General features: G+C 71.6%; 19 protein-coding genes. 12 read left to right on the forward strand and 7 right to left on the reverse strand.

Going from position 1 to position 23,803, the window contains the following annotated elements; translation table 11 throughout:
- The first annotated feature begins 3 nt into the window (after positions 1–3).
- From K8W59_RS18105 to betT, 5 genes are all read left to right on the forward strand, one after another.
- Complete coding sequence (locus tag K8W59_RS18105) at positions 4–2,949, forward strand: MMPL family transporter (RefSeq protein ID WP_223396344.1); 2,946 nt, start codon at positions 4–6, stop codon at positions 2,947–2,949.
- Between the two features lie 17 nt (positions 2,950–2,966).
- A complete protein-coding gene (locus K8W59_RS18110; RefSeq protein ID WP_223396345.1) occupies positions 2,967–5,345 on the forward strand; it encodes a YhgE/Pip domain-containing protein in 2,379 nt (792 codons plus the stop codon).
- 186 nt (positions 5,346–5,531) lie between these two features.
- Complete coding sequence (locus K8W59_RS18115) at positions 5,532–7,052, forward strand: aldehyde dehydrogenase family protein (RefSeq protein WP_223396346.1); 1,521 nt, start codon at positions 5,532–5,534, stop codon at positions 7,050–7,052.
- Positions 7,049–8,830 carry a choline dehydrogenase gene (gene betA / locus K8W59_RS18120; RefSeq protein WP_223396347.1) on the forward strand — a complete coding sequence of 594 codons (1,782 nt, stop codon included), beginning with the start codon at positions 7,049–7,051 and terminating at the stop codon, positions 8,828–8,830. The genes K8W59_RS18115 and betA overlap by 4 nt, the downstream gene beginning before the upstream one ends.
- Positions 8,827–10,875, forward strand: coding sequence for a choline BCCT transporter BetT (betT, locus tag K8W59_RS18125; protein ID WP_223396348.1), 2,049 nt, complete (start codon positions 8,827–8,829; stop codon positions 10,873–10,875). Before betA ends, betT begins: the two co-directional genes overlap by 4 nt.
- Positions 10,876–10,884: 9 nt before the next feature.
- Here the strand turns inward: betT and K8W59_RS18130 are convergent, their stop codons facing one another.
- On the reverse strand, positions 10,885–11,463 hold the full coding sequence (locus K8W59_RS18130) for a hypothetical protein (RefSeq protein ID WP_223396349.1): 579 nt from the start codon (positions 11,461–11,463) through the stop codon (positions 10,885–10,887).
- 94 nt (positions 11,464–11,557) lie between these two features.
- Between K8W59_RS18130 and K8W59_RS18135 the strand changes: the two genes are divergently transcribed.
- Positions 11,558–11,893, forward strand: coding sequence for a hypothetical protein (locus tag K8W59_RS18135; RefSeq protein WP_223396350.1), 336 nt, complete (start codon positions 11,558–11,560; stop codon positions 11,891–11,893).
- A gap of 14 nt (positions 11,894–11,907) precedes the next feature.
- Here the strand turns inward: K8W59_RS18135 and K8W59_RS18140 are convergent, their stop codons facing one another.
- Positions 11,908–12,099, reverse strand: coding sequence for a hypothetical protein (locus K8W59_RS18140; RefSeq protein WP_223396351.1), 192 nt, complete (start codon positions 12,097–12,099; stop codon positions 11,908–11,910).
- 416 nt (positions 12,100–12,515) lie between these two features.
- Positions 12,516–12,923 (reverse strand): DUF3592 domain-containing protein, encoded by a 408-nt coding sequence (locus K8W59_RS18145; protein WP_223396352.1) that lies wholly within the window; start codon positions 12,921–12,923, stop codon positions 12,516–12,518.
- Positions 12,924–13,022: 99 nt separating this feature from the next.
- Here K8W59_RS18145 and K8W59_RS18150 point away from each other — a divergent pair, with 99 nt between their 5' ends.
- From K8W59_RS18150 to K8W59_RS18165, 4 genes are all read left to right on the forward strand, one after another.
- Positions 13,023–14,381 carry a short-chain fatty acid transporter gene (locus K8W59_RS18150; protein ID WP_223396353.1) on the forward strand — a complete coding sequence of 453 codons (1,359 nt, stop codon included), beginning with the start codon at positions 13,023–13,025 and terminating at the stop codon, positions 14,379–14,381.
- Positions 14,382–14,440: 59 nt separating this feature from the next.
- Positions 14,441–15,865, forward strand: a complete 1,425-nt coding sequence (locus K8W59_RS18155; RefSeq protein WP_223396354.1) for an arylsulfatase — start codon at positions 14,441–14,443, stop codon at positions 15,863–15,865.
- Positions 15,849–16,853 carry a formylglycine-generating enzyme family protein gene (locus K8W59_RS18160; RefSeq protein ID WP_223396355.1) on the forward strand — a complete coding sequence of 335 codons (1,005 nt, stop codon included), beginning with the start codon at positions 15,849–15,851 and terminating at the stop codon, positions 16,851–16,853. Before K8W59_RS18155 ends, K8W59_RS18160 begins: the two co-directional genes overlap by 17 nt.
- Before the next feature lie 334 nt (positions 16,854–17,187).
- Positions 17,188–17,739, forward strand: a complete 552-nt coding sequence (locus tag K8W59_RS18165; protein WP_223396356.1) for a hypothetical protein — start codon at positions 17,188–17,190, stop codon at positions 17,737–17,739.
- 263 nt (positions 17,740–18,002) lie between these two features.
- On the opposite strand, the gene K8W59_RS18170 is transcribed toward K8W59_RS18165, so the two are convergent.
- Genes K8W59_RS18170 through mgrA form a run of 4 tightly spaced genes read right to left on the reverse strand, consistent with a single transcriptional unit; the run spans position 18,003 to position 22,276 of the window.
- Complete coding sequence (locus tag K8W59_RS18170) at positions 18,003–19,499, reverse strand: AMP nucleosidase (RefSeq protein WP_223396357.1); 1,497 nt, start codon at positions 19,497–19,499, stop codon at positions 18,003–18,005.
- 22 nt (positions 19,500–19,521) lie between these two features.
- Positions 19,522–20,331, reverse strand: coding sequence for an alpha/beta hydrolase (locus K8W59_RS18175; RefSeq protein WP_223396358.1), 810 nt, complete (start codon positions 20,329–20,331; stop codon positions 19,522–19,524).
- 9 nt (positions 20,332–20,340) lie between these two features.
- Positions 20,341–21,243, reverse strand: a complete 903-nt coding sequence (locus K8W59_RS18180) for a patatin-like phospholipase family protein (RefSeq protein ID WP_223396359.1) — start codon at positions 21,241–21,243, stop codon at positions 20,341–20,343.
- 22 nt (positions 21,244–21,265) lie between these two features.
- Positions 21,266–22,276: an L-glyceraldehyde 3-phosphate reductase gene (mgrA, locus tag K8W59_RS18185; RefSeq protein ID WP_223396360.1), complete on the reverse strand. Its 1,011-nt coding sequence runs from the start codon at positions 22,274–22,276 to the stop codon at positions 21,266–21,268.
- A gap of 183 nt (positions 22,277–22,459) precedes the next feature.
- Between mgrA and K8W59_RS18190 the strand changes: the two genes are divergently transcribed.
- Positions 22,460–22,864, forward strand: coding sequence for a hypothetical protein (locus K8W59_RS18190; protein WP_223396361.1), 405 nt, complete (start codon positions 22,460–22,462; stop codon positions 22,862–22,864).
- A 194-nt stretch (positions 22,865–23,058) separates the two neighbouring features.
- Positions 23,059–23,340: a NucA/NucB deoxyribonuclease domain-containing protein gene (locus K8W59_RS20420; RefSeq protein WP_397196041.1), complete on the forward strand. Its 282-nt coding sequence runs from the start codon at positions 23,059–23,061 to the stop codon at positions 23,338–23,340.
- Positions 23,341–23,803: the final 463 nt, after the last annotated feature.

Below are 23,803 nucleotides of genomic sequence, written 5' to 3' on the forward strand. Positions count from 1 at the left end.
ACCGTGTCGCTCAGCCTCTACCGCCTCGGCCGCGGCGCCGCACGGCACGCCTGGCTCGTCCTGGCCGGCGCGCTGGTGGTCATCGCCGCGCTCGGCGGCCTCACCCTGACCGCGGGTGGCCAGACCTCCGAGGTCTACACGGTCCCCGGCACCGAGTCGCAGGAGGCGCTGGACACCATGGGGATCCGCTTCCCCGAGGTCTCCGCCTCCGCCGCCGACGTCGTCGTCCAGGCGCCGCGGGGCGAGCAGGTCACCGACCCGGAGGTACGCCGCGAGGTCGAGGCGCTGGTCCAGCGGCTGGAGGACGTCCCGCACGTCACCACCGTGCTCGACCCGTACGACGACCAGGTCAGCGGCGCCCTCAGCGAGGACGGCAGCACCGCGCTCGTCACCGCCCAGCTGGACCTGCAGTCCTCGGAGGTGACCGACGACGTCCGGGAGTCGCTGAAGAAGCCGCTCGAGCCGACCCGCGACGCCGGCCTGACCGCCGAGGTGGGGGGCGCCGCCTTCGGCACCGAGCCGCCGCAGCTCTCCCCCACCGAGCTCGTCGGCCTCGCGCTGGCGCTGGTCGTGCTGCTGGTCCTCTTCCGGTCCGTCCGGGCGGCGATGATGCCGATCGTCTCGGCCGTGGCGGGCGTGCTGGTCACGGTCATGCTGATCATGACCACGGCCGCGCTGATCGACGTACCCGGCTCGGCGCTCCTCCTCGCCCTGATGATCGGGCTGGCCGTCGGCATCGACTACGCGCTGTTCGTGCTCTCCCGCCACCGCGAGCTGCTGGCCGAGGGGCACGCCCCCGACGAGGCCGCCGGGCGGGCGCTCGGCACCGCCGGCTCCGCGGTCGTCTTCGCCGGGCTGACCGTGATGATCGCGCTCGCCGCACTGCTCGTGGTCGGCCTGCCCTTCCTCAGCGTCATGGGCGTCTCCGCGGCCGCCGGCGTGCTGATCGCGGTGATCTCCACCCTGACCATCGTCCCCGCCCTCCTCGGGCTCTCCGGCGCGGCGCTGACCCCGAAGGCACGGCGCGCACCGCGCCGGCGCCTGCTCCGCCGTACTCCGCGGAAGACCCGCGAGCGCCGCGGCTTCTGGCTCACCTGGGTCCGCGTCGTCACCGCCCGGCCGCTGGTGACGCTGCTGCTCGTGGTGGTCGGGCTCGGCGCGCTCGCCCTGCCCTCGGCCGGGCTCCAGCTCGCGCTGCCCGACGCGGGCAGCTCGCCCACCGACACCACCCAGCGCAAGGCCTACGACATCATCGACGAGGAGTTCGGCCCCGGCGCGAACGGACCCCTGCTGGTCAGCGTGGAGCTGATCTCCAGCACCGACCCGCTGGCCGACATGGAGGAGATCGGCAACTCCCTCGCGCGCGTCGACGGGGTCGAGCGGGTGGCGCTGGCCACGCCGAACCGCTCGGGGGAGTACGGCGTCGTCGTCCTCGTCCCCGAGACCGGGCCGCAGGACCCGGCCACCACCGACCTGGTGGAGCGACTGCGGGCGCAGACGGACCGGCTGGAGGACCGCTACGACTTCGACATGTCCGTGACCGGTCAGACCGCGGTCGGGCTGGACGTCTCCCAGCGGCTCGCGGACGCGCTGATCCCCTTCGGGGTCGTGGTCGTCGGGCTCTCGGTCGTGCTGCTGGCGATCGTGTTCCGCTCCCTCGTCGTCCCGCTCACCGCCGCGCTGGGCTACCTGCTCTCCCTCGGGGCCGCGTTCGGCGCGGTGAGCCTGGTCTTCGAGCAGGGCTACCTCGCCGACCTGCTGCACGTCACCCGCACCGGCCCGGTGCTGAGCTTCCTGCCGATCATCCTGATGGGCGTGCTGTTCGGGCTGGCGATGGACTACCAGGTCTTCATCACCGCCCGGATGCACGAGGACTACACGCACACCCGCGATCCCCGGGGCGCCGTCGAGCGCGGCTTCGTGGCCGCCGCCCCGGTCGTCGCGGGCGCCGCGATCATCATGATCGGCGTCTTCGCCGCCTTCATCCCCGAGGGCGACGCGACGATCAAGCCGATGGCCCTCGCGCTGGCCGTCGGGGTCACCGCGGACGCGTTCGTGATCCGGATGATCGCCGTGCCCGCGGTGCTCTCGATGCTCGGTCACCGCTCGTGGGCCTTCCCCCGGCGGCTCGGCGAGCGGCTGCCCGACCTCGACGTCGAGGGAGCCGGACTGCGCCGCCAGCTGGAGGCGACCCGGCCCTCGGAGAGCGCCCCACAGCGGGTGGTGACCGCCGAGGCGCTGGTGCTCGACGGCCCGCGCGGCCGGGTGCTGGACGAGGTGACGCTGGACGTGGACCAGGGCGAGGTCGTCGCGCTGACCGGCCCCCGCGGCTCGGGCAAGACCACCCTGCTCCTCGCGCTCGCCGGGCGGATCCCTCTCAACGGCGGGCTTGTCGAGGTGGCCGGCGGGCTGCTGCCCGAGCAGGCGGCGCTGGTCCAGCGGGAGGTCGGGCTCGCGGAGATCCCCGGGCTCAACGACCTCGACCCGCGGCTGGACCTGGAGCACCTGGTGGCCGAGCGGCTCGCCGCGTCCTCGCTGCGTCCGTGGGTCGGCCGGCGACGCCTGCGCTCCGCGCTGAGCCTGTACGGCGACCTCCTGGCCGCCGCCCGGGCCGAGGCCCCGGCCGCCCTGCCCGAGACCGACCCCACCGGGTCGACCGACGTCGGCGAGCTCACCGACCTGCAGCGCCGGCTCTTCGGCCTGGCGCTGGCGCTCGCGTCGGCTCCGCAGCTGGTCGTGGCCGACGACGTCTCCACGCTCCGCACCGACGCCGAGCAGCGGGCCTGGTGGGCCGCCTGCGAGCACGCGGTGCGCACGGTCGAGCCGCGGCATGCGGCGGGCCGCCGTACCTCCGTCATCGCGGTCACCACCGACCCCGACACCGTTCCCGACGGCGTGCGCGTCGTCGACCTGACCCTGCAGACCTCCGACCCGAAGGCGGTCCTCTGATGCGTTTCCTTCCCCCGATGAGCAGCACCGAGCTGTCCCGCTTCCGCGGCCCGGCCCGGGTCGTGCTGGTGGCCCTGGTGCTGGTGCCGGCGATCTACGCCGGCTTGCTGACCTGGGCGAACCTCGACGTCAACCAGGAGATGGACCAGGTCCCCGCGGCCATCGTCAACAACGACCGGGTCGTCCAGGTGAAGGGCGAGAACGGCAAGAAGCAGCCGGTCGCGATCGGCCGCGCGATCGCCGGCTCCCTGGTCACCAGCGACGACCCGCGCAACCTCGACTGGGAGGTCACCTCGGCCGCGGAGGCGAAGAAGGGCCTGGCCGACGGCGACTACTACGCCGTCCTGACCCTGCCGAAGGACATGTCCAAGGACGTGACCTCGACCGACGACGCGGACACCGCCCGCGCGGCCCGGATGGACCTGCAGACCAACGACGCGATCAGCTACCTCTCCGGCTCGATCGCCAACACCATCGGGCAGAACGTGATGGACGAGACCGGCGACCGGGTGACCCGGCAGTACCTCGACCAGGTCTATCTCGGCTTCAACGGCATGCACACCTCACTGGCCGACGCCTCAGACGGCGCGGGGTCGGTCGCCGACGGTGCGGCGGACCTGGCGAAGGGCTCCGCTCGCCTCGACGACGGTACGGCGGAGCTCGCCGACGGCCTGGGCGAGCTGGCGTCCGGCTCGGCGCAGCTCGCCGACGGGGTCGGCCGGCTCTCGGGCGGGGCCGACCGGCTCTCCTCGGGCGCGAGCGAGCTCTCCGCCGGCGCGGGCCGCCTCTCCTCCGGGCTGGACACCATGCACGACCGCACCTCGCAGCTGCCGGCGCAGACCAAGGCGCTGGCCGACGGCGCCCGGCAGGTCACCGACGGCGCGACCGAGCTCGGCAACGGCGCGGCCCGGCTGGGCGACGGCGCGACCCGCTTCGCCGACGGGCTGCGGCAGCTCTCCGCCGGCGCCGACCGGCTCGAGGGCGGGGCGAACCGGCTCTCCACCGGGGCCGGCGAGGTCGCCGGGGGGCTGGACACGGCCAACGCCGGCGCGGACCGGCTCGCCGGCGGGGTGACCGCCTACACCGGCGGCGTGGACGCGCTGTCGGCCAACTGCGCGGCCTCGGGCGCGGCGCCGGAGTTCTGCCAGCGGCTGGCCGCCGTGTCCTCCCGGTCCGGGGAGCTGCGCCAGGGCGCGGGCGGCCTGGCCGCCGGGCTCGACCCGCTCGAGGCGGGGGCGAACCAGGTGGCCACCGGCGCCGACGACCTCGCCTCCGGCGCCTCGGACCTCTCCGACGGTGCGACCGAGCTGGCGGACCGCTCCGGCGAGCTCGCCTCCGGTGGCCGCGACCTGCAGGCCGGCGGGCAGCGGCTCGCCGCCGGCGGCGCCCGGCTCCAGGACGGCCTGGACCGCCTGGCCTCCGGCACCGGCCCGCTCGTGCGCGGGATCGCCGACGCGTCCGCGGGCGCGGACCGGCTCTCGTCCGGGGCCGACCGGCTCGCCTCCGGAGCCGGGGACCTCTCGACCGGCGCCTCGCAGGCGGCCGGTGCGGCGGATCAGCTCGCCGCCGGGGCCTCCGACGCCCGCGACGGCGCGAACCGGCTCGCCGGCGGCGCGTCCGAGGTGGCCGACGGCTCCGCGCAGCTGGCCGACGGCTCCCGCAAGCTCGCCAACGGGCTGACCGAGGGGGCCGGCGAGGTCCCGACGTACGACAAGCAGCAGCGCGAGCAGCTCGCCGACGTGGTCTCCACCCCGATCACGACGGCCTCGTCGCGGGCCAACGAGGTGCCGGCATTCGGCTACTCGCTGGCGCCGTACTTCCTCGCGCTGGCTCTCTGGGTCGGCGGGATGGCGCTCTACATGGTGCTCCGGCCGCTGTCCCCGCGCACGGTCGCGTCCAGCGCGCCGGCCTGGCGGGTCGCGCTCGCGGGCTACCTCCCCGGGGCGCTGCTCGGGCTGGTCCAGGTGGGGGTGCTCGCCGCGGTGATGGTCTGGGGCATGGACCTGAAGATCCCGCAGATGGGCGGCTTCGCGGCGATCGCGATCACGGCGTCCCTGGCGTTCGTGGCGATCAACTTCGCGCTGGTCGCGCTGCTCGGTGCGCCCGGACGGTTCGTCGGGATGCTGCTGCTGGTGCTGCAGCTGGCGGCCGCGGGGGCGACGTACCCCGTGGAGAGCACGCCGGACTTCTTCCAGGCCGCGCACCCCTGGCTGCCGCTGAGCTACGCCGTCAGCGCGTTCCGCTCGGTGATCGCCGGCGGCTCGGTGGAGCTGGCGGTGCCGCTCGCGGTGCTGCTCACCTGGCTGGTCGGCGCGCTGCTGGTCGCCGTCTGGGCAGTACGCCGCCAGCGCGGCTCGTGGTCGGTCCAGCGGCTGCACGCTCAGCCGGTCGTGTGAGGGGGCCGGGGCCGCACGTTTCACCGGTTCACCGGCGAAACTGCCGCTTGTCGGCTGAAATTTCAGCCGACAAGTTCACTGAAACCCGGTGAACCGGGGAAACGTCCCCCACCACCCGAGGGGTCGCGGGGGGCGCGCGGGTGCTGCCAGACTGCAACGTCACACCCACGACCACGAGAGGGACCGATGGAGACGCTGTTCATCGGCGGGGCCTGGCGTGCCGCCGCGAGCGGGGAGACCCGCACCATCAACTGCCCGGCGAACGGATCGGAGGTCGCGGTCGTCTCCGAGGCCGGCGAGGCCGACGCCCGGGACGCCGTCGCCGCCGCGCGCGAGGCGTTCGACCACGGCCCCTGGCCCTCCACCTCCACGCCGGAGCGGGCCGCCCTCGTCCGCCGGGTCGCGGACCGGCTCGAGGCGAACAAGGAGGAGGTGGCCCGGCTCGAGGCGCTGGACACCGGCAAGCGGCTGGTCGAGGCGATGATCGATATGGACGACGTGATCAGCGTCTTCCGCCACTTCGCCGACATCGCGACCAGCGGCGCCGGCCGGGTCGTCGACACCGGCAACGCGCACGTGTCCAGCCGGATCGTGCACGAGCCGGTGGGCGTCTGCTCGCTCATCACGCCGTGGAACTTCCCGCTGCTGCAGACCTCGTGGAAGGTCGCGCCGGCCCTGGTCACCGGCAACACGTTCGTCCTCAAGCCGAGCGAGCTGACCCCGTCCACCTCGGTATGGCTGATGAAGGCACTCGCCGAGGAGGGCCTCCCCGACGGCGTCGCCAACCTCATCACCGGGGCCGGCGCCGACGTCGGCCCCGCGCTGACCACCGACCCGCGGGTCGACCTGGTCTCCTTCACCGGCGGCCTGGTCACCGGCAAGACGATCATGCGCGCGGGCGCCGACACGGTGAAGCGGGTCGCGCTGGAGCTCGGCGGCAAGAACCCGAACGTGATCTTCGCCGACGCCGACCTGCCGGCCGCGATCGACAACGCGCTCACCGCGATCTTCCTCGACTCCGGGCAGGTGTGCTCGGCCGGCGCCCGCCTGGTGGTCGAGGAGAGCATCCACGACCAGGTGGTCGACGAGCTGGTACGTCGCGCCGAGGGGATCCGGCTGGGCGGCCCCTTCGACCCCGACGCCGAGACCGGGCCGCTGATCAGCGAGCAGCACCGGGAGAAGGTGGAGAGGTACGTCGCCGAGGCGCTCGAGGACGGCGCGGTGCTCCGCACCGGAGGCCGCCGCCCCGAGGGCGAGGAGTACGAGAACGGCTACTACTACCTCCCCACGATCCTGGACGACTGCACCGCCGACATGCGCGCCGTGCACGACGAGTCCTTCGGCCCGGTGCTGACCGTGGAGACGTTCAGCGGCAGCGACGCCGACGAGGCGGAGGACGCGGCGGTGAAGATCGCCAACGACACGATCTACGGCCTGGCGGGCGCGGTGTGGACGGAGAACTCCGGTCGCGCCGAGCGGGTCGCGGCGCGGCTGCGGCACGGCACGATCTGGATCAACGACTACCACCCCTACGTCGCCGGGGCGGAGTGGGGCGGGTACAAGCAGTCCGGCAACGGTCGCGAGCTCGGCAGCGCCGGGCTGGAGGAGTACCTGGAGACCAAGCACGTCTGGCACAACACCCGGCCGGCGAAGGCCGGCTGGTTCGCCGACCGGGACGCGGCCGGCGAGGAGGAGGGAACGCAGTGAGCGAGCGCTATGACTACGTGATCGTCGGGGGCGGCTCGGCCGGCTCCGCGCTGGCCAACCGGCTCAGCTCCGACCCGTCGGCGAAGGTGCTGGTCCTCGAGGCCGGCCGCAGCGACTTCCGGATGGACCCGTTCATCCACATGCCGGCGGCACTGCCCTACCCGATCGGCAACCGGCTCTACGACTGGAAGTACGAGTCCGACCCCGAGCCGCACATGAACGGCCGCCGGGTCTACCACGCCCGGGGCAAGGTGCTCGGCGGCTCGTCCTCGATCAACGGGATGATCTTCCAGCGCGGGAACCCGATGGACTTCCAGCGCTGGGCCGGCGACCAGGGCATGGAGCGCTGGGACTACGCGCACTGCCTGCCCTACTTCAAGCGGATGGAGACGGTGCTGCTGGAGGACGGCAGCACCGGGGCGAACGCGTGGCGCGGCGGGTCGGGGCCGCTGGTGCTCGAGCGCGGCCCGGCGAACACGCCCCTGTTCGGCGCCTTCTTCGAGGCGGTCCAGGAGGCCGGGTACCCGCTGACCGACGACGTCAACGGATACCGCCAGGAGGGCTTCGCCAAGTTCGACCGCAACGTGCACCGCGGCCGCCGGCTCTCGGCCGCGCGCGCCTACCTGCACCCGGTCCGCCACCGGAAGAACCTCAGCGTCGAGACCCTGGCGATGGTCACGGGCGTGCGGATGGAGGGCAACCGCGCCACCGGCGTCGACTACACCCGCGGCGGGCGGCTGCACCGCAGCGTCGAGGCCGGCGAGGTCATCCTCTGCGGCGGCGCGTTCAACAGCCCGCAGCTGCTGCAGCTGGCCGGCGTCGGCGATCCCGCGGTCCTCGCCGCGGCCGGCGTACAGACCCGGGTCGAGCTGCCCGGCGTCGGGCAGAACCTGCAGGACCACCTCGAGGTCTACGTCCAGCACTCCAGCACGCAGCCGGTGTCGATCGCGCCGTGGCTGGCCCACCACCACAAGCCGCGGATCGGCGCCGAGTGGCTCTTCGGTCGCAGCGGCGTCGGCGCGTCGAACCACTTCGAGGCCGGCGGCTTCATCCGCTCCAACGACGAGGTCGCCTGGCCGAACCTGATGTTCCACTTCCTGCCGATCGCGATCCGGTACGACGGCAGCAAGCCCGCCGAGTCCGAGCACGGCATCCACGGCTACCAGGTGCACATCGGCCCGATGTACGCCGACACCCGCGGCCACGTGAACATCCGCTCCGCCGACCCCTACGAGCACCCCTCGATCCTGTTCAACTACCTCTCCACCGAGACCGACCGGCGGGAGTGGATCGAGATGATCCGCGCCGCCCGCAACATCCTGGACCAGCCGGCCTTCGCGCCCTTCAGCGGCGGGGAGATCTCACCGGGACCGTCGGTGGAGACCGACCAGGAGATCCTGGACTGGGTCGCCCGCGACGCCGAGACGGCGCTCCACCCCTCCTGCTCGGCGAAGATGGGCACCGACGACGCCTCGGTCGTGGACCCGGCGTCGATGAAGGTCCACGGCACCGAGGGGCTGCGCGTGGTGGACGCGTCAGTCTTCCCCTACGTCACCAACGGCAACATCTACGCGCCGGTGATGATGACCGCGGAGAAGGCGGCGGACCTGATCGCCGGGAACACGCCGCTCGACCCGCTGGAGGTCCCGTGGTACCGGCACGGCGAGGGGCTTCCGCTCTATCCTCCGGGTGACCCCCGCAACAACGCGTGGGACGCCACCACCGACCCGCCGAGCGCCTCGGGTGCCCGACCTGCCCGCCACGAGGAGCGCACATGACCACCACAACGTCGACCGTCGCCGGCTCACCCACACCGCCCTCGGCGCCGCTGCCGCCCGGTCAGCCGCCGGTGAAGTGGCCGGTGTTCATCGCCGCCATGGTCGGCGTACTCCTCGTCGCCGGCTGGGCGATCTGGAAGCCCACGGCCGCCTACGACACGATCTACAACTGGACCGTGTGGGTCGGCGGCGCGTTCGGGTGGTTCTACATCGCCCTGGGCACGGCGATCCTGGTGTTCGTGCTCTACCTCGGGCTGTCGCGCTACGGCACGCTGCGGCTCGGCCCGGCGCACTCCCGACCGGAGTTCTCCACGTTCGCGTGGGCCTCGATGCTCTTCGCCGCCGGCATCGGCACCGACGTGATGTTCTTCTCCGTGGTCGAGCCGGTCACGCAGTACGTCGCCCCGCCGACCGGCCAGGCCGAGACGGTCGAGGCCGCCCGTGAGGCGACCGTGTGGACGCTGTTCCACTACGGCATCACCGGGTGGGGCATGTACGCCCTCATGGGGATGGCGCTCGGCTTCTTCGCCTACCGGCTCAACCTCCCGCTGGCGGTGCGCTCGGCGCTCGCCCCGATCTTCGGCAAGCGGATCGACGGGCCGCTGGGGCACGCGGTCGACACCGCCGCGGTGCTCGGCACCATCTTCGGCGTCGCGACCAGCCTGGGCATCGGCGTGGTCTTCCTCAACTTCGGCCTGGGCGAGCTCTTCGGCATCCAGCAGGGCGTGGGCGCGCAGATCGGGCTGGTCGTGCTGGCCGTCACCATGGCGGCCATCTCGGCGACGACCGGCGTCGACAAGGGCATCCGCTTCCTCTCCCAGCTGAACGTGATCCTGGCCCTCGGTCTTGCCGCGTGGGTCCTGATCACCGGCAAGACGGAGATGCTGCTCGAGGGCATCGTGATGAACGTCGGCGACTTCGTCGCCGGGTTCCCGGGGATGACGATGGACACGATGGCCTTCGACGGGGCCAACGAGTGGATGAACCTGTGGACCCTGTTCTTCTGGGCCTGGTGGGTGGCGTGGGCGTCGTTCGTCGGGCTCTTCCTCGCGCGGATCTCCCGCGGCCGCACGATCCGGCAGTTCGTCGCCGGCACGATGGTGATCCCCTTCGCCTACATCGTCATGTGGGTCTCGATCTTCGGCAACGCGGCCCTGGACCGCGTGCGGGGCGGCGACGCGGACTTCGCCGCCGCGGCGCAGGAGTACGACGGCCGCGGCTTCTTCATGCTGGTGCAGGACTACCCCGCAGCCGGCCTGGTGGTGCTCATCGCGACGTTCGTGGGCCTGCTCTTCTACGTGACCTCCGCCGACTCCGGCGCCCTGGTGATGGGCAACCTGTGCTCCCAGCTGCGGCACGTGCAGGAGGACTGCGCCCCGTGGCTGCGGATCGTCTGGGCCGCGGCGACCGGCCTGTTGACCATCGCCGTGCTCGCGGTGGGCGGCATCTACGCCCTGCAGTACGCCACGGTCATCATGGGCCTGCCGTTCGCGATCGTCCTGGTGCTGGTCATGTTCGGCCTGCACAAGGCACTGCGCGTGGAGCTGCAGCGGATGGACTCCGGCAGCGCCACCCACCACATGACCCACATCCCGGGCGAGCACACCGAGCGCGAGTCGTGGAAGGCGAGGATCGCGCGCGCGACGAACTTCGTCGACCTCGACGACGCGGAGGCCTACCTGACCCGGGTCGTGGAGCCGGCGCTGATCGACGTCGCCGAAGAGCTCAGCGCCCGCGGGGTGGCCGCGGAGTGCGAGCGCGGCGTGGCCGAGCCCGACGAGGACCACCCCGACGGCGGCGGCTTCGTGGAGCTGCGGACTCTGGAGGACCCGCACCCCTTCCTCTATCGGGTCCAGGTCGGCCTGCATCCGGTGCCGACGTACGGCGGCCGGATGATCGGCAACCGCGACCGCTATGCGCGACTGGAGGTCCACCTGACCGACGGCGGGCAGGACTACGACGTCATGGGCTACACCCGCGCCCAGGTCATCCACGACTGCCTGGACGCCTACGAGCGGCACCTGGAGTTCCTCCGGCTGCAGTGAGCCGGGGCGTCAGCCAGCGGCGGGCGCGGGCCCGAGGTCGAAGGACCCGACGATCTGCAGGGCCTCGTCCAGCCGCTCCTGGGGTACGTCGGCCGCGGGCTGTCCGGCGTAGAACAGCACCGCCCAGGTGTCCTTCTCCTTCGGCGGCTGGTGCAGGTAGATCCAGGCGCTGAGGTCCTCGGAGTCCTGGCGCACCAGGGTGAAGCGGCGCCCGTCGACCGTGACCTGCTCCCGGGCGGTCCGCAGCTTCCCGCCCTCGCCCTTCATCTCGAAGGCGGCCGCGCGCTTCTCGGAGATCCCGGGCTTGGCCCCGATGATCACGACGTACTGCGCGTCCTCGGTGTCCAGGACCGCCTTCTGGTCGTTCTCGGGCTCGTAGTCGGCGGGGAGCCGCCAGGTGGCCTCGAGGTCGGTCCCCTCGATGACCACGGACTGCTCTCGCCCTCCCAAGAGGTCTTCGCCCGGGTCCGCCGGGTCGACCGAGGCGGTGCCGGTCACCCCCGACGGGTTGTCGGAGTTCGACCCGCAGCCGGAGAGGAGAGCGAGCGTGACCGTCAGCACGGCCGAGCCCACGAACCGTCCACGCATTCCGCCTCCCAGCGTCGTCGTGGGGTGACTCTAGTCAGTCCCGGGACCGACTACGGTCACCGGTGAGACATCGACTCGGGAGTGAGGCAGTGCTGTGGCCAGGAGGAGCAACCTCGGCGGCTGTCTGTTCATGCTGGTCATCTTCGGGCTCCTCTGCGGGGCCTTCTGGCTCTTGGTGATGAACCGCTCCGACCTGTCCCGCTACACGCTCGAGGTGCCGGTCGAGAACCTGCGTCAGGTCAACATCGACGGCAGCCTCGACCTGGCCCGGTACACCTATCGAGTCGACGGGCAGGCCTATCGCGGGTCGGAGACGATGGACCCGGACGTCTTCCCCGACATCGACATCACCTGCGTCGACCCCGACAACCTCAACGACTCGCGCCTGCCCGACCCGGGAACCACCTGCGCGGAGTTCTCAGGCGAGTAGCCGACCAGCGCGGATCAGCCGAGGGAGTCCTCGGCCGGCTCGAACTCCAATGCCCCGAGCATCTGGTAGACCTCGTCCAGCCTTTCCTGGGGTACGTCGGCCAGCCGGTCCGGGGCGGTGAAGATGACCGCGTAGGTCGCGTCCACCCGGGGAGGCCGGTGCAGGAACGTGGTGACGCTCCCCCCGTCGCCGCCGTACTCGATCACGGTGAAGTCGCAACCGCCCCACGGTGATCTTCCGCGGTTCGGTCGACTGGCCATCCTGCGCCGTCCGGGCGAGTTGCTCCTCGGCGGCGGTGGCGACGTCCACGCCGGGCTTGCCGCCCACGACCAGCTCGTAGGTCCCGCCGTCGGCGTCGCAAGCGGCCTGTTGGGAGTCCAGGCTCTCGTAGCAGTCCTCGGGGAGGCGCCAGCTGACGTTGGTGTCGGTGCCGGTGAGGACCACGCCGCGTCGAGCGTTGTCCAGGAGGTCGTCGCCGGGATCGGCCACGTCGGTCAACGGCCCGACGGCGTTCCCTTCGGTCGAGGGTGGCGTCGTCGCCTCATCGCCTGTCGACGGGTTGTTGGCGCCACAGCCTGCGAGCAGCGTGACGGCCGCCGCGGCGCCGGCCCACCTCAGCACGTCAGCCACGGCCCGTCCCGACCCTCTGGGCGCGCTGATGGCCGTCGGCCCCGACATTCCCCTCTCCGCAACGGGCGTTGGGCCGGAGGATGACGACGTGTGAGGCGGGGTCGTCGGGGTTGACGCACACGCGAACTTCGAGGCCGAACTCCTCCCACGCGGTCTGCGAGACCCACCCCGTGTCGGTGTACGTCTGCCCGCCGAACGTGTAGCGGTAGCGGACCTGCTGACCGTTGGAGGGTGAGTACTTGTAGTTCTTCTCCGGCCTGCCGTCGAGGACCTGGGACTTCGCGGCGCGGGTGAACGCCGCATCGGAGTCGGCTCCACGCTCCATGCCCCAGACCATGACCCCGAGAACCACACCGAGCATCGCGACGCTGATCGCGCCGACGAGCAGACAACCCTTCATTGCTCCCGCAGCATAGGTCACACCAGCGGCTCGCGCCGAGGATTCGCCGTCCCGTCCTGGCCTAGGCTGAGCCGATCGACCCACCCCCGGGAGGCTGCCGTGCTCAAGACCCTGTCCCGACCGCTCGTCCGCCTGGGCGAGCGCTACCTGCCCGGCGCGCTGACCTTCGCGGTCGTGCTGACCGCGGTGGTCGCCGTACTCGCGCTGACGCTCACCGACTCCGGCCCGGTCGAGGTGACCCGCGCGTGGGGCGACGGGCTGATCGGGCTGCTGGCGTTCATGACGCAGATGGCGCTGGTGCTGCTGCTGGGGCACATGCTCGCGAACACCGGTCCGGTACGGCGCCTCCTGACCGCCGCGGGCAACGTGCCGCGCACGCCCGCGCAGGCCTACGGCTTCGTCGCGCTGTGCGCGGCGATCGCCTCGCTCATCACCTGGGGTCTCGGGCTGGTCGTGGCGGCGCTGTTGTCGATCGAGGTGGCCGAGAGCGGCCGGCGGCGCGGACTCAAGCTGCACTTCCCGCTGCTCGTGGCCTCGGGCTACAGCGGCTTCGTGGTCTGGCACATGGGCTACAGCGGGTCCGGCCCGCTCGCGGCGGCCACGCCGGGCAGCTTCGTGGAGAGCCAGGTCGGCCGGATCATCCCCGTCACCGAGACGATCTTCTCCTGGTGGAACCTGGTCGGGATCGTGGTGGCGGTGGCCGTCGTGGTCGCGACCGTGGTGGCGATGCGACCGGGCCCGGGCGAGAAGGTCGTCGAGCTGCCCGAGGGCGCGCGGCTCTCCGACCCCGAGGAGGGCGGTCTGATCGACACCCACGGCGACGAGGGTCCGACGCCGGCCGAGCGGCTGGACTCCAGCCGGATCATCACCCTCGCGCTCGGTCTCGCGCTGCTCGCCTACCTGGTCATCTGGTACTCCCAGGAGGGCTTCGCGCTCACCCTGGACATCGTCAACTGGACGTTCCTGTGCCTGGTCATGCTGCTGGTGCGCTCACCGGCCGAGCTCGGCAGGCTGGTCGTCTCGGCGGCCCGCAACGTCGGCGACATCCTGCTGCAGTACCCGCTCTACGCCGGCATCCTCGGCATGATGACCGCGACCGGGCTGATCGAGATCTTCGCCGACTTCTTCGTGGGCATCGCCAACGAGCACACCCTCGGCCTCTGGGCCTTCCTCTCCGGTGGCCTGATCAACCTGTTCGTCCCCAGCGGCGGCGGCCAGTTCGCCGTGCAGGCCCCGATCTTCCTCGACGCGGCCAACCAGCTGGGCGTCGACCCCGCCATCGTGATCATGGGGGTGGCGTACGGCGACCAGTGGACCAACATGATCCAGCCGTTCTGGGCCCTGCCGCTCCTGGCGATCGCGCGGCTGCGAACCTCCGACGTGTTGGGCTACACCGCCGTCACCATGCTGACCACCGGCGTCGTCTTCGCCGGGATCATGCTGGTCGCCTCGCTGTGAGGACCCACCGGAGGGGGCCTATGTAGTAACTGGAGTGGATTACTCTAGTATCAGTCCGCATGACCTCCCTCAACCACGAACTCCCCTCCAGCTCGCGTCTCGGGCGCCGCACGCTTCTCGGGGGCGGGCTCGCCGCGACCGCGATCGCGGGCTACGCCGGCTCCCGGCAGCCCGCCTCCGCCGCCGAGACCGCCTCGAGTGCCGGCGTACCGGCTCGGCGGCCGAACTTCCTGCTCGTCGTCGTCGACGACCTCGGCTGGGGCGAGGTCGGCGCCTACGGCCAGGAGGTGCTTCAGACGCCGGTCCTGGACGGGATCGCCGCCGACGGCCTGCGCTTCGACCAGGCCTATGCGACCCCGACCTGCGCGCCGACCCGCTGCTCGCTGTTCACCGGGCTGCACACCGGACACGCTCGGGTGAAGCAGAACTCCCAGGCCGGGCGGGGCTTCCTGCCCGAGGACGTCACGATCGGGGAGGTGCTGCAGGGTGCCGGCTACACCACCGGCATCATCGGCAAGTGGGGCTTCGGCCCGGACCGCGGCGACAGCGCGAGCCATCCGCTGCGACAGGGGTTCGACCGGTTCTTCGGCTACATCACGCACCTGCACGCCCACGACTACTGGCCGACGTACCTCTGGAGCGACCACACCCGCGTGGAGTATCCCGAGAACGCCGGGGCCGACGTCACCTACGCCGGCACGCTGATCACCGAGGAGGCGCTGCGGTTCCTCGACGACGTCGGCGCCGACGAGCCGTTCTTCCTCGACGTCTCCTACACCACCCCGCACGCGCCGAACGAGATCCCGTCCGACGCGCCCTACTCCGACCGGCCGTGGCCCGAGGGCGAGCGCAACCACGCGGCGCAGGTGACCTGGACCGACACCCAGGTGGGGCTGCTGATGGACCGACTGGAGCGCAACGGGCTGGCGGACAACACCGTCGTGCTGGTGGTCAGCGACAACGGCCCGCACCAGGAGGGCGCGAGCTACGGCCACGTGGGGAGCAACCTCCCGCACGACGCGGAGTTCTTCGACAGCAACGGGCCGCTGCGCGGGATCAAGCGCGACGTCTACGAGGGCGGCATCCGGGTGCCGATGGTCGCGAGCATCCCGCCAGCGCTGCGCACGGACGCCTCGCCCGCGCCGGGCACGGCGGTGCGGACCCCGATCGCGGTCTGGGACCTGCTCCCGACCTTCGCCGAGCTCGGCGGCGCGAGCATCCCCGACGGCCTGGACGGGATCTCCTTCGCGCCGACCTTCGTCGGCGGGGAGCAGCCCACGCACGACTACCTGTACTGGCAGTTCCCCGAGGGCGGCTTCGACGAGGCCGTACGCTTCGGACAGTGGAAGGCCGTGCGGCACGACCGGGGAGCGACCCAGCTGTTCCAGCTCAACCGCGACCTCAGCGAGCAGAACGACGTGGCCGCCACCTTCCCCTCCGTCGTCCGTCGCGCCGAGAGGCTGATGCGTGAGTCCGTCGCCTGACCCCACTCCCCGCTCCCCCTGCTGTGCTCCGGCCGGCGCCGCCACCGGCGCCCCCGCGACCGAGGCGGCCCCCGCCCCGTCCCGCGTCCCGTCGCGGGGTGAGCGCAGCACCCGGGGCCAGCGACCGATCCCGGGCGGGGAGTTCACCATGGGCGACGCCTTCGGCGAGGGGTACGCCGCCGACGGCGAGGGACCGGCGCACGCGGTCCGGGTCTCGCCGTACCTCGTCGACGAGACGGCAGTGACCAACGCCGCCTTCGCGACCTTCGTGAAGGCGACCGGCTATGTCACCGAGGCCGAGCAGCTCGGGCTCTCCGCGGTCTTCCACCTGGCCGCCGAGGCCGCGCCGGGCGACGTGGTCGGCCGCGCCGACGGCACGCCGTGGTGGCTGGTGGTCAAGGGCGCGGACTGGCGGCACCCGGGCGGGCCGCGCTCCGGCATCGGCGACCGGCCGCAGCATCCGGTGGTCCAGGTGACCTGGCAGGACGCGCAGGCCTACTGCGCCTGGGCGGGCAAGCGGCTGCCGACCGAGGCGGAGTGGGAGTACGCCGCCCGCGGCGGCCTCGCCGGCGCGCGCTTCCCGTGGGGGGATGAGCTGATGGACCGCGGCCGATGGCGGCTGAACATCTTCCAGGGACGCTTCCCCCAGCACAACACCGCCGAGGACGGCTGGCTCACCACGGCGCCGGTGAAGTCGTTCCGGCCGAACGGCTACGGCCTGCACCAGATGGCGGGGAACGTGTGGGAGTGGTGCGCGGACCGGTTCTCGCCGACGACGTACGCCGACCGCGCCGCCTCCGCGCCGGTCACCGACCCGGTGGCGCCGGGCAGCGACGCGTCCGGTGGCGAGGTCCTGCGGGTGATGCGGGGCGGGTCGTATCTGTGCCACGACTCCTACTGTCACCGGTACCGGGTCGCCGCCCGGTCGGCCAACACCGCCGAGTCCGCCTCGGGCAACCTCGGGTTCCGCTGCGCCAACGACGCCTGAGACGCGCCCCTCGGCCGTCGAGCCTCCCCCCGGTGGTCGAGCCTCCCCTCGGTGGTCGAGCCTCCCCTCGGTGGTCGAGCCTCCCCTCGGTGGTCGAGCCTCCCCTCGGTGGTCGAGCCTCCCCTCGGTGGTCGAGCCTGTCGAGACCACCCACGCGCCGGTCGAACCCCTTCGGTGGTCGAGCCCGTCGAGACCACCCACGCGCCGGTCGAACCCCTTCGGTGGTCGAGCCCGTCGAGACCACCCACGCGCCGGTCGAACCCCTTCGGTGGTCGAGCCCGTCGAGACCACAACCCGATGGACGCCCACCGGCCGGCTTGGCAGGCTCGCCGGTATGCCGGTGGTGATCCTGGTCGAAGGCCGCAGCGATGCCGTGGTGGTGGAGCACCTCCTCCTCGACCAGTGCGTGCGAGCGCGCGTCCTCGCGATCGGCGGCGTCACCAACTTCGCGCGCGAGCTCGCCCGCAACGCGTGTGACGGTACGACGATCCTCGGGCTGGTCGACGGCGGCGAGGTCGGGATCCTGCTCCGCGCGGTCCGGCGGCGCGGGTGGGACGTGCCCGGTGCGGAGGCGCTGGGGACCCACGGCTTCTTCGTCTGTGAGAGCGATCTGGAGGACGAGCTGATCCGGGCGCTGGGCACCGACACTGTGCTGGACGCGGTCGACCAGCTCGGCGAGCTGGCCCGCTTCCATACCCTGCAGCGGCAGCCCGAGTGGCGCGACCGACCGGTGGCCGATCAGCTGCATCGGTTCGCCGGGTCGGGCTCGGGGCGCAAGGAGCGGCTGGCCCGCGCGCTCGCCGTACGCCTCTCTCCCGCGACCACGCCGCCACCCCTCGCCGCCCTGCTCGCCGCCGCAGGCCGATGCCCACCCGAGGACACCTAGCCGGGCGACTCTCGGTGGACCGTGTGGGATCGGGGTCATCTGATGGCTCCGATCCCACACGGTCGGGGGCCGGCCCGGCTCGGCTCGGGCGACCGCGCCCTCCGCGCCGCGGGCCGAGCCCGTCACGGCGAGTCGTAGCCACACTGGCAGAACCTGGCTGGGACGGTGTTGCTGAGCGTGCCCGGGGCGGGGAGGTGGGACTTCTGCCAGTGCCGGTACGCCAGGCAACCCCTGGTTGAGCCTGTCGACCAGCGAGGGGACCTCTACTGGAAGGCGGTCTCCTCGAAGCTGCGCAGCTTGCGGGAGTGCAGCCGGTCGGGCTGCATCGCGGCCAGCTTCTCCAGCGCCCGCAGGCCGATCCGCAGATGCTGCGAGACCTGCCGCTGGTAGAACTCCGAGGCCATGCCGGGCAGCTTGAGCTCGCCGTGCAGCGGGCGGTCCGAGACGCAGAGCAGCGTGCCGTAGGGCACCCGGAAGCGGAAGCCGTTCGCCGCGATCGCCGCCGACTCCATGTCCAGCGCGACGGCGCGCGACTGGGAGAGCCGGCGGATCGGGCCGCTGGTCGCCTGCAGCTCCCAGTTGCGGTTGTCGGTGGAGGCGACGGTGCCGGTGCGCATGATCCGCTTCAGCTCCCAGTCGTCCAGCCCGGTCACCTCGGCGACCGACTCCTCCAGGGCCACCTGGACCTCGGCGAGCGCCGGGATGGGCACCCACACCGGCAGGTCGTCGTCGAGCACGTGGTCCTCGCGGACGTAGGCGTGAGCCAGCACGTAGTCACCGAGCTGCTGGGTGTTCCGCAGCCCCGCGCAGTGCCCCAGCATCAGCCACACGTGCGGCCGCAGCACGGCGACGTGGTCGGTGATCGTCTTCGCGTTCGACGGGCCGACGCCGATGTTGACCAGCGTGATGCCGCTGTGGTCGGGACGGGTGAGGTGGTACGCCGGCATCTGCGGCTCGCGCGCCGGGGGCTCGCCGGTCGTCGTCCCCTCGGCCAGGGTGACCATGCCGCCCTGGGTCCCCGGCTCGACGAACGACTCGAAGCCCCCGCCGCCGTCGGCCATCAGCTCCCGGGCGAAGTCGCGGAACTCGTCGACGTAGAAGCCGTAGTTGGTGAACAGCACGTGGTTCTGGAAGTGCTCGGGCTTGGTGGCGGTGTAGTGCGCCAGCCGCTGCAGCGAGTAGTCGATCCGCGGCGCGGTGAACGGCGCGAGCGGCGCCGGCTCGCCGGCCTGCGCCTCGAAGGTTCCGTTGACGATCTCGTCCTCGGTGGACTCCAGGTCGGGCACGTCGAAGAAGTCCGGCAGCGGCCGCCCGAGCTCGCTCAGCGCGGCCCCGCTCACCCACTGGTCGCCACGCACCGCGAAGTGGATCGGGATCGGCGTCCGCGACTCCCCCACCACCACGGGGATGTCGTGGATGTCCATCAGCCGCTCGAGCTGCTCGGCCAGGTAGGCGTCGAACAGCTCGGGCCGGGTGACCGTGGTGCTGTAGGTGCCCGGCGCCGGCAGGTGCCCGAACGCGCGCCGCGGGTCCACCTGCCCCGACACCGACGTCGCCACGGTGATCTCGGGGTAGAACGCGCCGAACCGGTGGTCGGGCTCGGCCTCGCCCGCGGCCAGCGAGGCGAGGGAGTCCCGCAGATAGGCGGTGTTGCGGTCGTAGATCTCCTGCAGCGCACCGATCGCCTCGCGCGCGTCGGTGAAGCTGCGCGCCTCGACGGGCGGCGGCGTCTGGACGGGCAGGGAGGACGCGTCGGTCATACCCGTGAACCTAGCGGGCGGGTCACGACCGCCCGAGGTGCCGGTGCACGAACGCCAGCACGTCGTCGAGCACCTCGTCCTGGTTGGTCTCGTTGAAGATCTCGTGCCGCGCGCCGGGGTAGGTCCGCTCCTCCGAGTCCTCCGCCCGGATCCGCCCCCAGCCGTCGCGGGTGTCCCCGATTGGCACCAGCTGGTCCTCCTCACCGTGCAGCCACAGGGTCGGTACGGCGAGGGCGCCGGCGTCGTTGATCGTGTCGATCTCGGCGGCCAGCGCGGCCAGGGTGGGCCGCTTGAAGTCACCGTGCCAGACCAGCTCGTCGGCGTCGTATGCCTTGCCGACCTCGGGGTCCCGGCTCAGGGTGTCCGGGTCGATCGGCGTCGCCGGGATCTCCTCCAGGGGCAGCAGCTGCTCGACCGCGGCCCACCGCCCGAGCACCGGCCCGGAGAGCACGGTCGCGGTCAGCTCGTCGGGGAACCGCTGGGTGTAGCGGGCCGCGATCATCCCGCCCATCGAGTGCCCGACGAGCACGACCGGGAGGCCCGGGTGCTCCTCGCTCGCCCGCCGGACGAGCAGGCGTACGTCGTCCACGACGGGCTCGAAGTCCTCCACCAGCACCCGCTCCCCGTCGCTGCGCCCGTGCCCGACGTGGTCCTGGGCATAGACGACCGCGCCGCCGTCGACCAGCCGCGCGGCCACGTGCTCGTAGCGGCCGACGTGCTCGCCGTACCCGTGGACGAGCACCGCGACCCAGCTCGGGTCGGCCTCGCCGCTCCAGCGGTAGCCGCGCAGCGTCCCCGCGTGCCCGGCGCTCTCGATCTCCTCGCGTGCCATGAGCCGACCCTAGTGCCCGGCGGCGTCCAGGTGCTCCGCGGCGAGCCGGCGGCCGAGCCCGATCAGCTCCTCGGCGCGGTGGAAGTCCATCGTGCGCGCGGAGCGGAGCGGCACCGGGACGAGTACGTCGGGCGGGTTCGCCGCGACCCGGTAGCGCGCCATCGCCTCCTGCATCGTCTCGAAGGACTTCATCATCACGTCGAACGCGCCGGGGTCGGTGTCGGGGTTGCGCCGCGCGGCCTTTTTCTCCGCGGCGGTCTCCCGGTCGCGCGCGGCAAAGCCGATCCGGGACAGCCAGCTGCGGGTGTCGCCCGCGACGTCGGCCTCCTCGCGCACCGGCGACCCGCCGACCGCCCGCTCCAGCGCGTCCTGCGCGGCGAGGTCGACGGCGACGGTGAAGTCGGCGTCCACCGAGAGCACCGGCTCGACCGGCACCGGGTTGAGGATGCCCCCGTCGACGAGCAGCCGTCCGCCCATCGCCACGGGCGTCAGGGCACCGGGGATCGCGATGGACGCGCGGATCGCGGCCGTGAGCGGGCCCCGCTGGAACCACACCTCGCGGCGGGTGGTCAGGTCGGCGGCCACCGCGGTGAACGGGATCGGCAGCTCCTCGATCTGCAGCTCGCCGAGGATGCCGTCGATCTTCTCGATCACCCGGTTGCCGCGCACCGCGCCCGGCTCGGTGAAGCCCGCGGGGTCCATCAGCCGGAGCACGCCGCGCTGGGTCAGGGTCCGCACCCAGGTCGCGAACTCCTCGTCCCGCCCGGCGGCGACCAGCCCGCCGACGAGCGCGCCCATCGACGTACCCGCCACCGCGACGATCTCGTGGCCGCGCTCGCGCAGCTCCTCGACCACGCCGAGGTGCGCGTATCCGCGCGCTCCCCCGGCCCCCAGCACCAGCGCGACCCTCACGTCGCCACTGTAGGTGAGGGGGTCAGGCCCAGAGGTTCACCCCCGACTCGACGGCGAACCCGTCGATCTCGGCCAGCTCGTCCGCGGTGAGCGGCGGGGAGTCCAGGATCGCCAGGTTCGACTCGAGCTGCCGCACCGAGGAGGCGCCGATCACCAGCGAGGTCATCCGCGGGTCGCGCAGCGCCCACTGCAGCGCGAGCTGCGCCAGCGACTGGCCGCGCCGCTCGGCGATCCCGTTCAAGGCACGCACCCGCTCCAGCACCGCGTCGTCCAGCCCGGTCAGCGTCGAGCCCTCGCGGGCGGCGCGGGAGTCCTCCGGCACGCCGCCGAGGTACTTGTCGGTCAGCAGCCCCTGCGCCAGCGCGGTGAAGCCGATGCAGCCCATCCCCTCCTCCTCCAGCACGTCGAGCAGGCGCTCCTCGACCCAGCGGTTGAGCATGGAGTACGACGGCTGGTGGATGAGCAGCGGCGTGCCGAGATCGCGGGCGATGCTCGCCGCCTCCTGCGTGTGCTCGGGGGAGTAGGACGAGATCCCGACGTAGAGCGCCCGGCCGCTGCGCACCGCGTGGTCCAGCGCGCGCATCGTCTCCTCGACCGGGGTGTCGGGGTCGAAGCGGTGGCTGTAGAAGATGTCGACGTAGTCCAGACCCATCCGGGCCAGCGACTGGTCCAGGCTGGCCAGGACGTACTTCCTCGTGCCGCCGCCCTGCCCGTAGGGGCCCGGCCACATGTCGTAGCCGGCCTTGGTGGAGATGATCAGCTCGTCCCGGTAGGGGGCGAGGTCCTCGCGCAGGTAGCGGCCGAAGTTCTCCTCCGCGCGGCCGTAGGGCGGGCCGTAGTTGTTGGCCAGGTCGAAGTGGGTGATGCCGCGGTCGAACGCGGTGCGCAGGATCTCCCGCTGGGTCTCCTCGGGCCGGTCGGTGCCGAAGTTCTGCCACAGCCCGAGCGAGAGCACGGGCAGCTGCAGCCCGGAGCGGCCGCAGAAGCGGTAGTCCATGGAGTCGTAGCGGCGGTCGTCAGCGTGGTAGGCCATGCAGCCATCCTGACGGCTGGCGGCCCAGGCAGCCAGGAGAAGGCGGTGGAGACGGCAGGATGGCGCTACGCCGGCGTAGAGGCATCTCGCCAAGCCCGGTCGCCGGGAAGAAGGCCAGTTCCGGAGAGGGCAAGTTTCGCCATTCCGCCACGCCCGGTGCCTCCGTCGCAATAGAACTCACCCGTGCCCACACAGTTGAGGATCGATGGCCGACCCTGGAACCAGAGCGCGGCCCATCGAGTCTGTATCGTTCTTTTCGCTCTTGCGGTGCTCGTCGCGGCGGCTGTCGTCGGCCTGGTCAGTTCCGCTCAGGCTCAGGGGCTGGAAAGCGGTGGACGATTCGTCCCTGTGCCCTCCAGCGAGATCGTTAACACCAAAACAGGTGTTGGCGGAAACACCAAGGCCTTCGCCCCCAACGAGACCCGCACCTACGCGGCGCTGGGCAAAGCGGGTGTCCCGACCCAGAACGTCTCGGCGATCATGGTGTCAATCACCGCGCTCGACGCAACGGTCGAGAGTTCCATGGAGATCGCCAGCAGCAGCGCCACGTTCACCGACTTCTCCGTTATCCGAATCGAACGACCGTGAACTGGACAGCGCGGACGGCGCCAGGAAATCACAAGGTCAGGCGAAAGCCGCCTGACATCCGCTGTGACTGGGTGCGCTACGCCACGCGTGGGTGCGTCTACTGGAAGTACCGGCCACGCTTCGTCGCCAACTCGAAGGCATATCCTCAGAGCGCAGCCATCATCGCCAGGTCGCAGCGAATCAGCGGGGCTGGGGTGGACTTTGCCCTCAGAAGAACAGGTACCACCTCCGTCATTCGGGCTAACCGCCGAGCAGCCCTAAGAGAATGTCGTAATAGTGGAACGCGGAGAGCAGGACAGGATTGCGACGAATTTCCCTTTGCGTCCACGTGGGATGGGTGCGCACAGAAGCCTCGCATGTGTCATGCGAGATACATATCGTCCACCGATAATCGTGGCCTCGGCGCGAGGTTGGGAGAGTTCTATCGCAAGGCAAGAGTGTTGGGCGGCGACTTCTTCTACGTAAAGGTCAGGTAGCGCGTGGAGAGTTTTGGGCACGCTAGGATGGCCCTTGCCTCGCTTGCACTACTGCTGACAACTGCTGGGTGTTCCAGCAGTTCTAGCGAGGCACCAACCACCCAGGTCCCGGAGACTCGGCAGGACTCTGCGAACACGAGGGAGGACGTCAGGAATTGCTGGGTCTTCCTCCCCAGTGAAGCTCGAGCAGCGCTGACGTTGAGGTCACGAGGGGATGGAAAAGTGATTCTTCTGTCACCAAGCAGTATCCCCTACCCTGCTATCAAAAACTCCGAGGGCATGCCCGCAGCCGTGGTTTCGATCATGTATCGCCAACAAGGTGCCGGCGCAGCGCGTGAGGCCATTTTTGTTGATGTTGGAGGTCATAGGTTCCTTAGTGTCAATGGCGTCGCTCGGAAGGAAACGGCTTGGCCGACCATCGAACGTGATTCATCTGCGCTAGACACGAGGCTCCTTTCTCGAC

Origin of the sequence: Nocardioides rotundus, from assembly GCF_019931675.1 — a bacterium.
Classification (GTDB): domain Bacteria; phylum Actinomycetota; class Actinomycetes; order Propionibacteriales; family Nocardioidaceae; genus Nocardioides; species Nocardioides rotundus.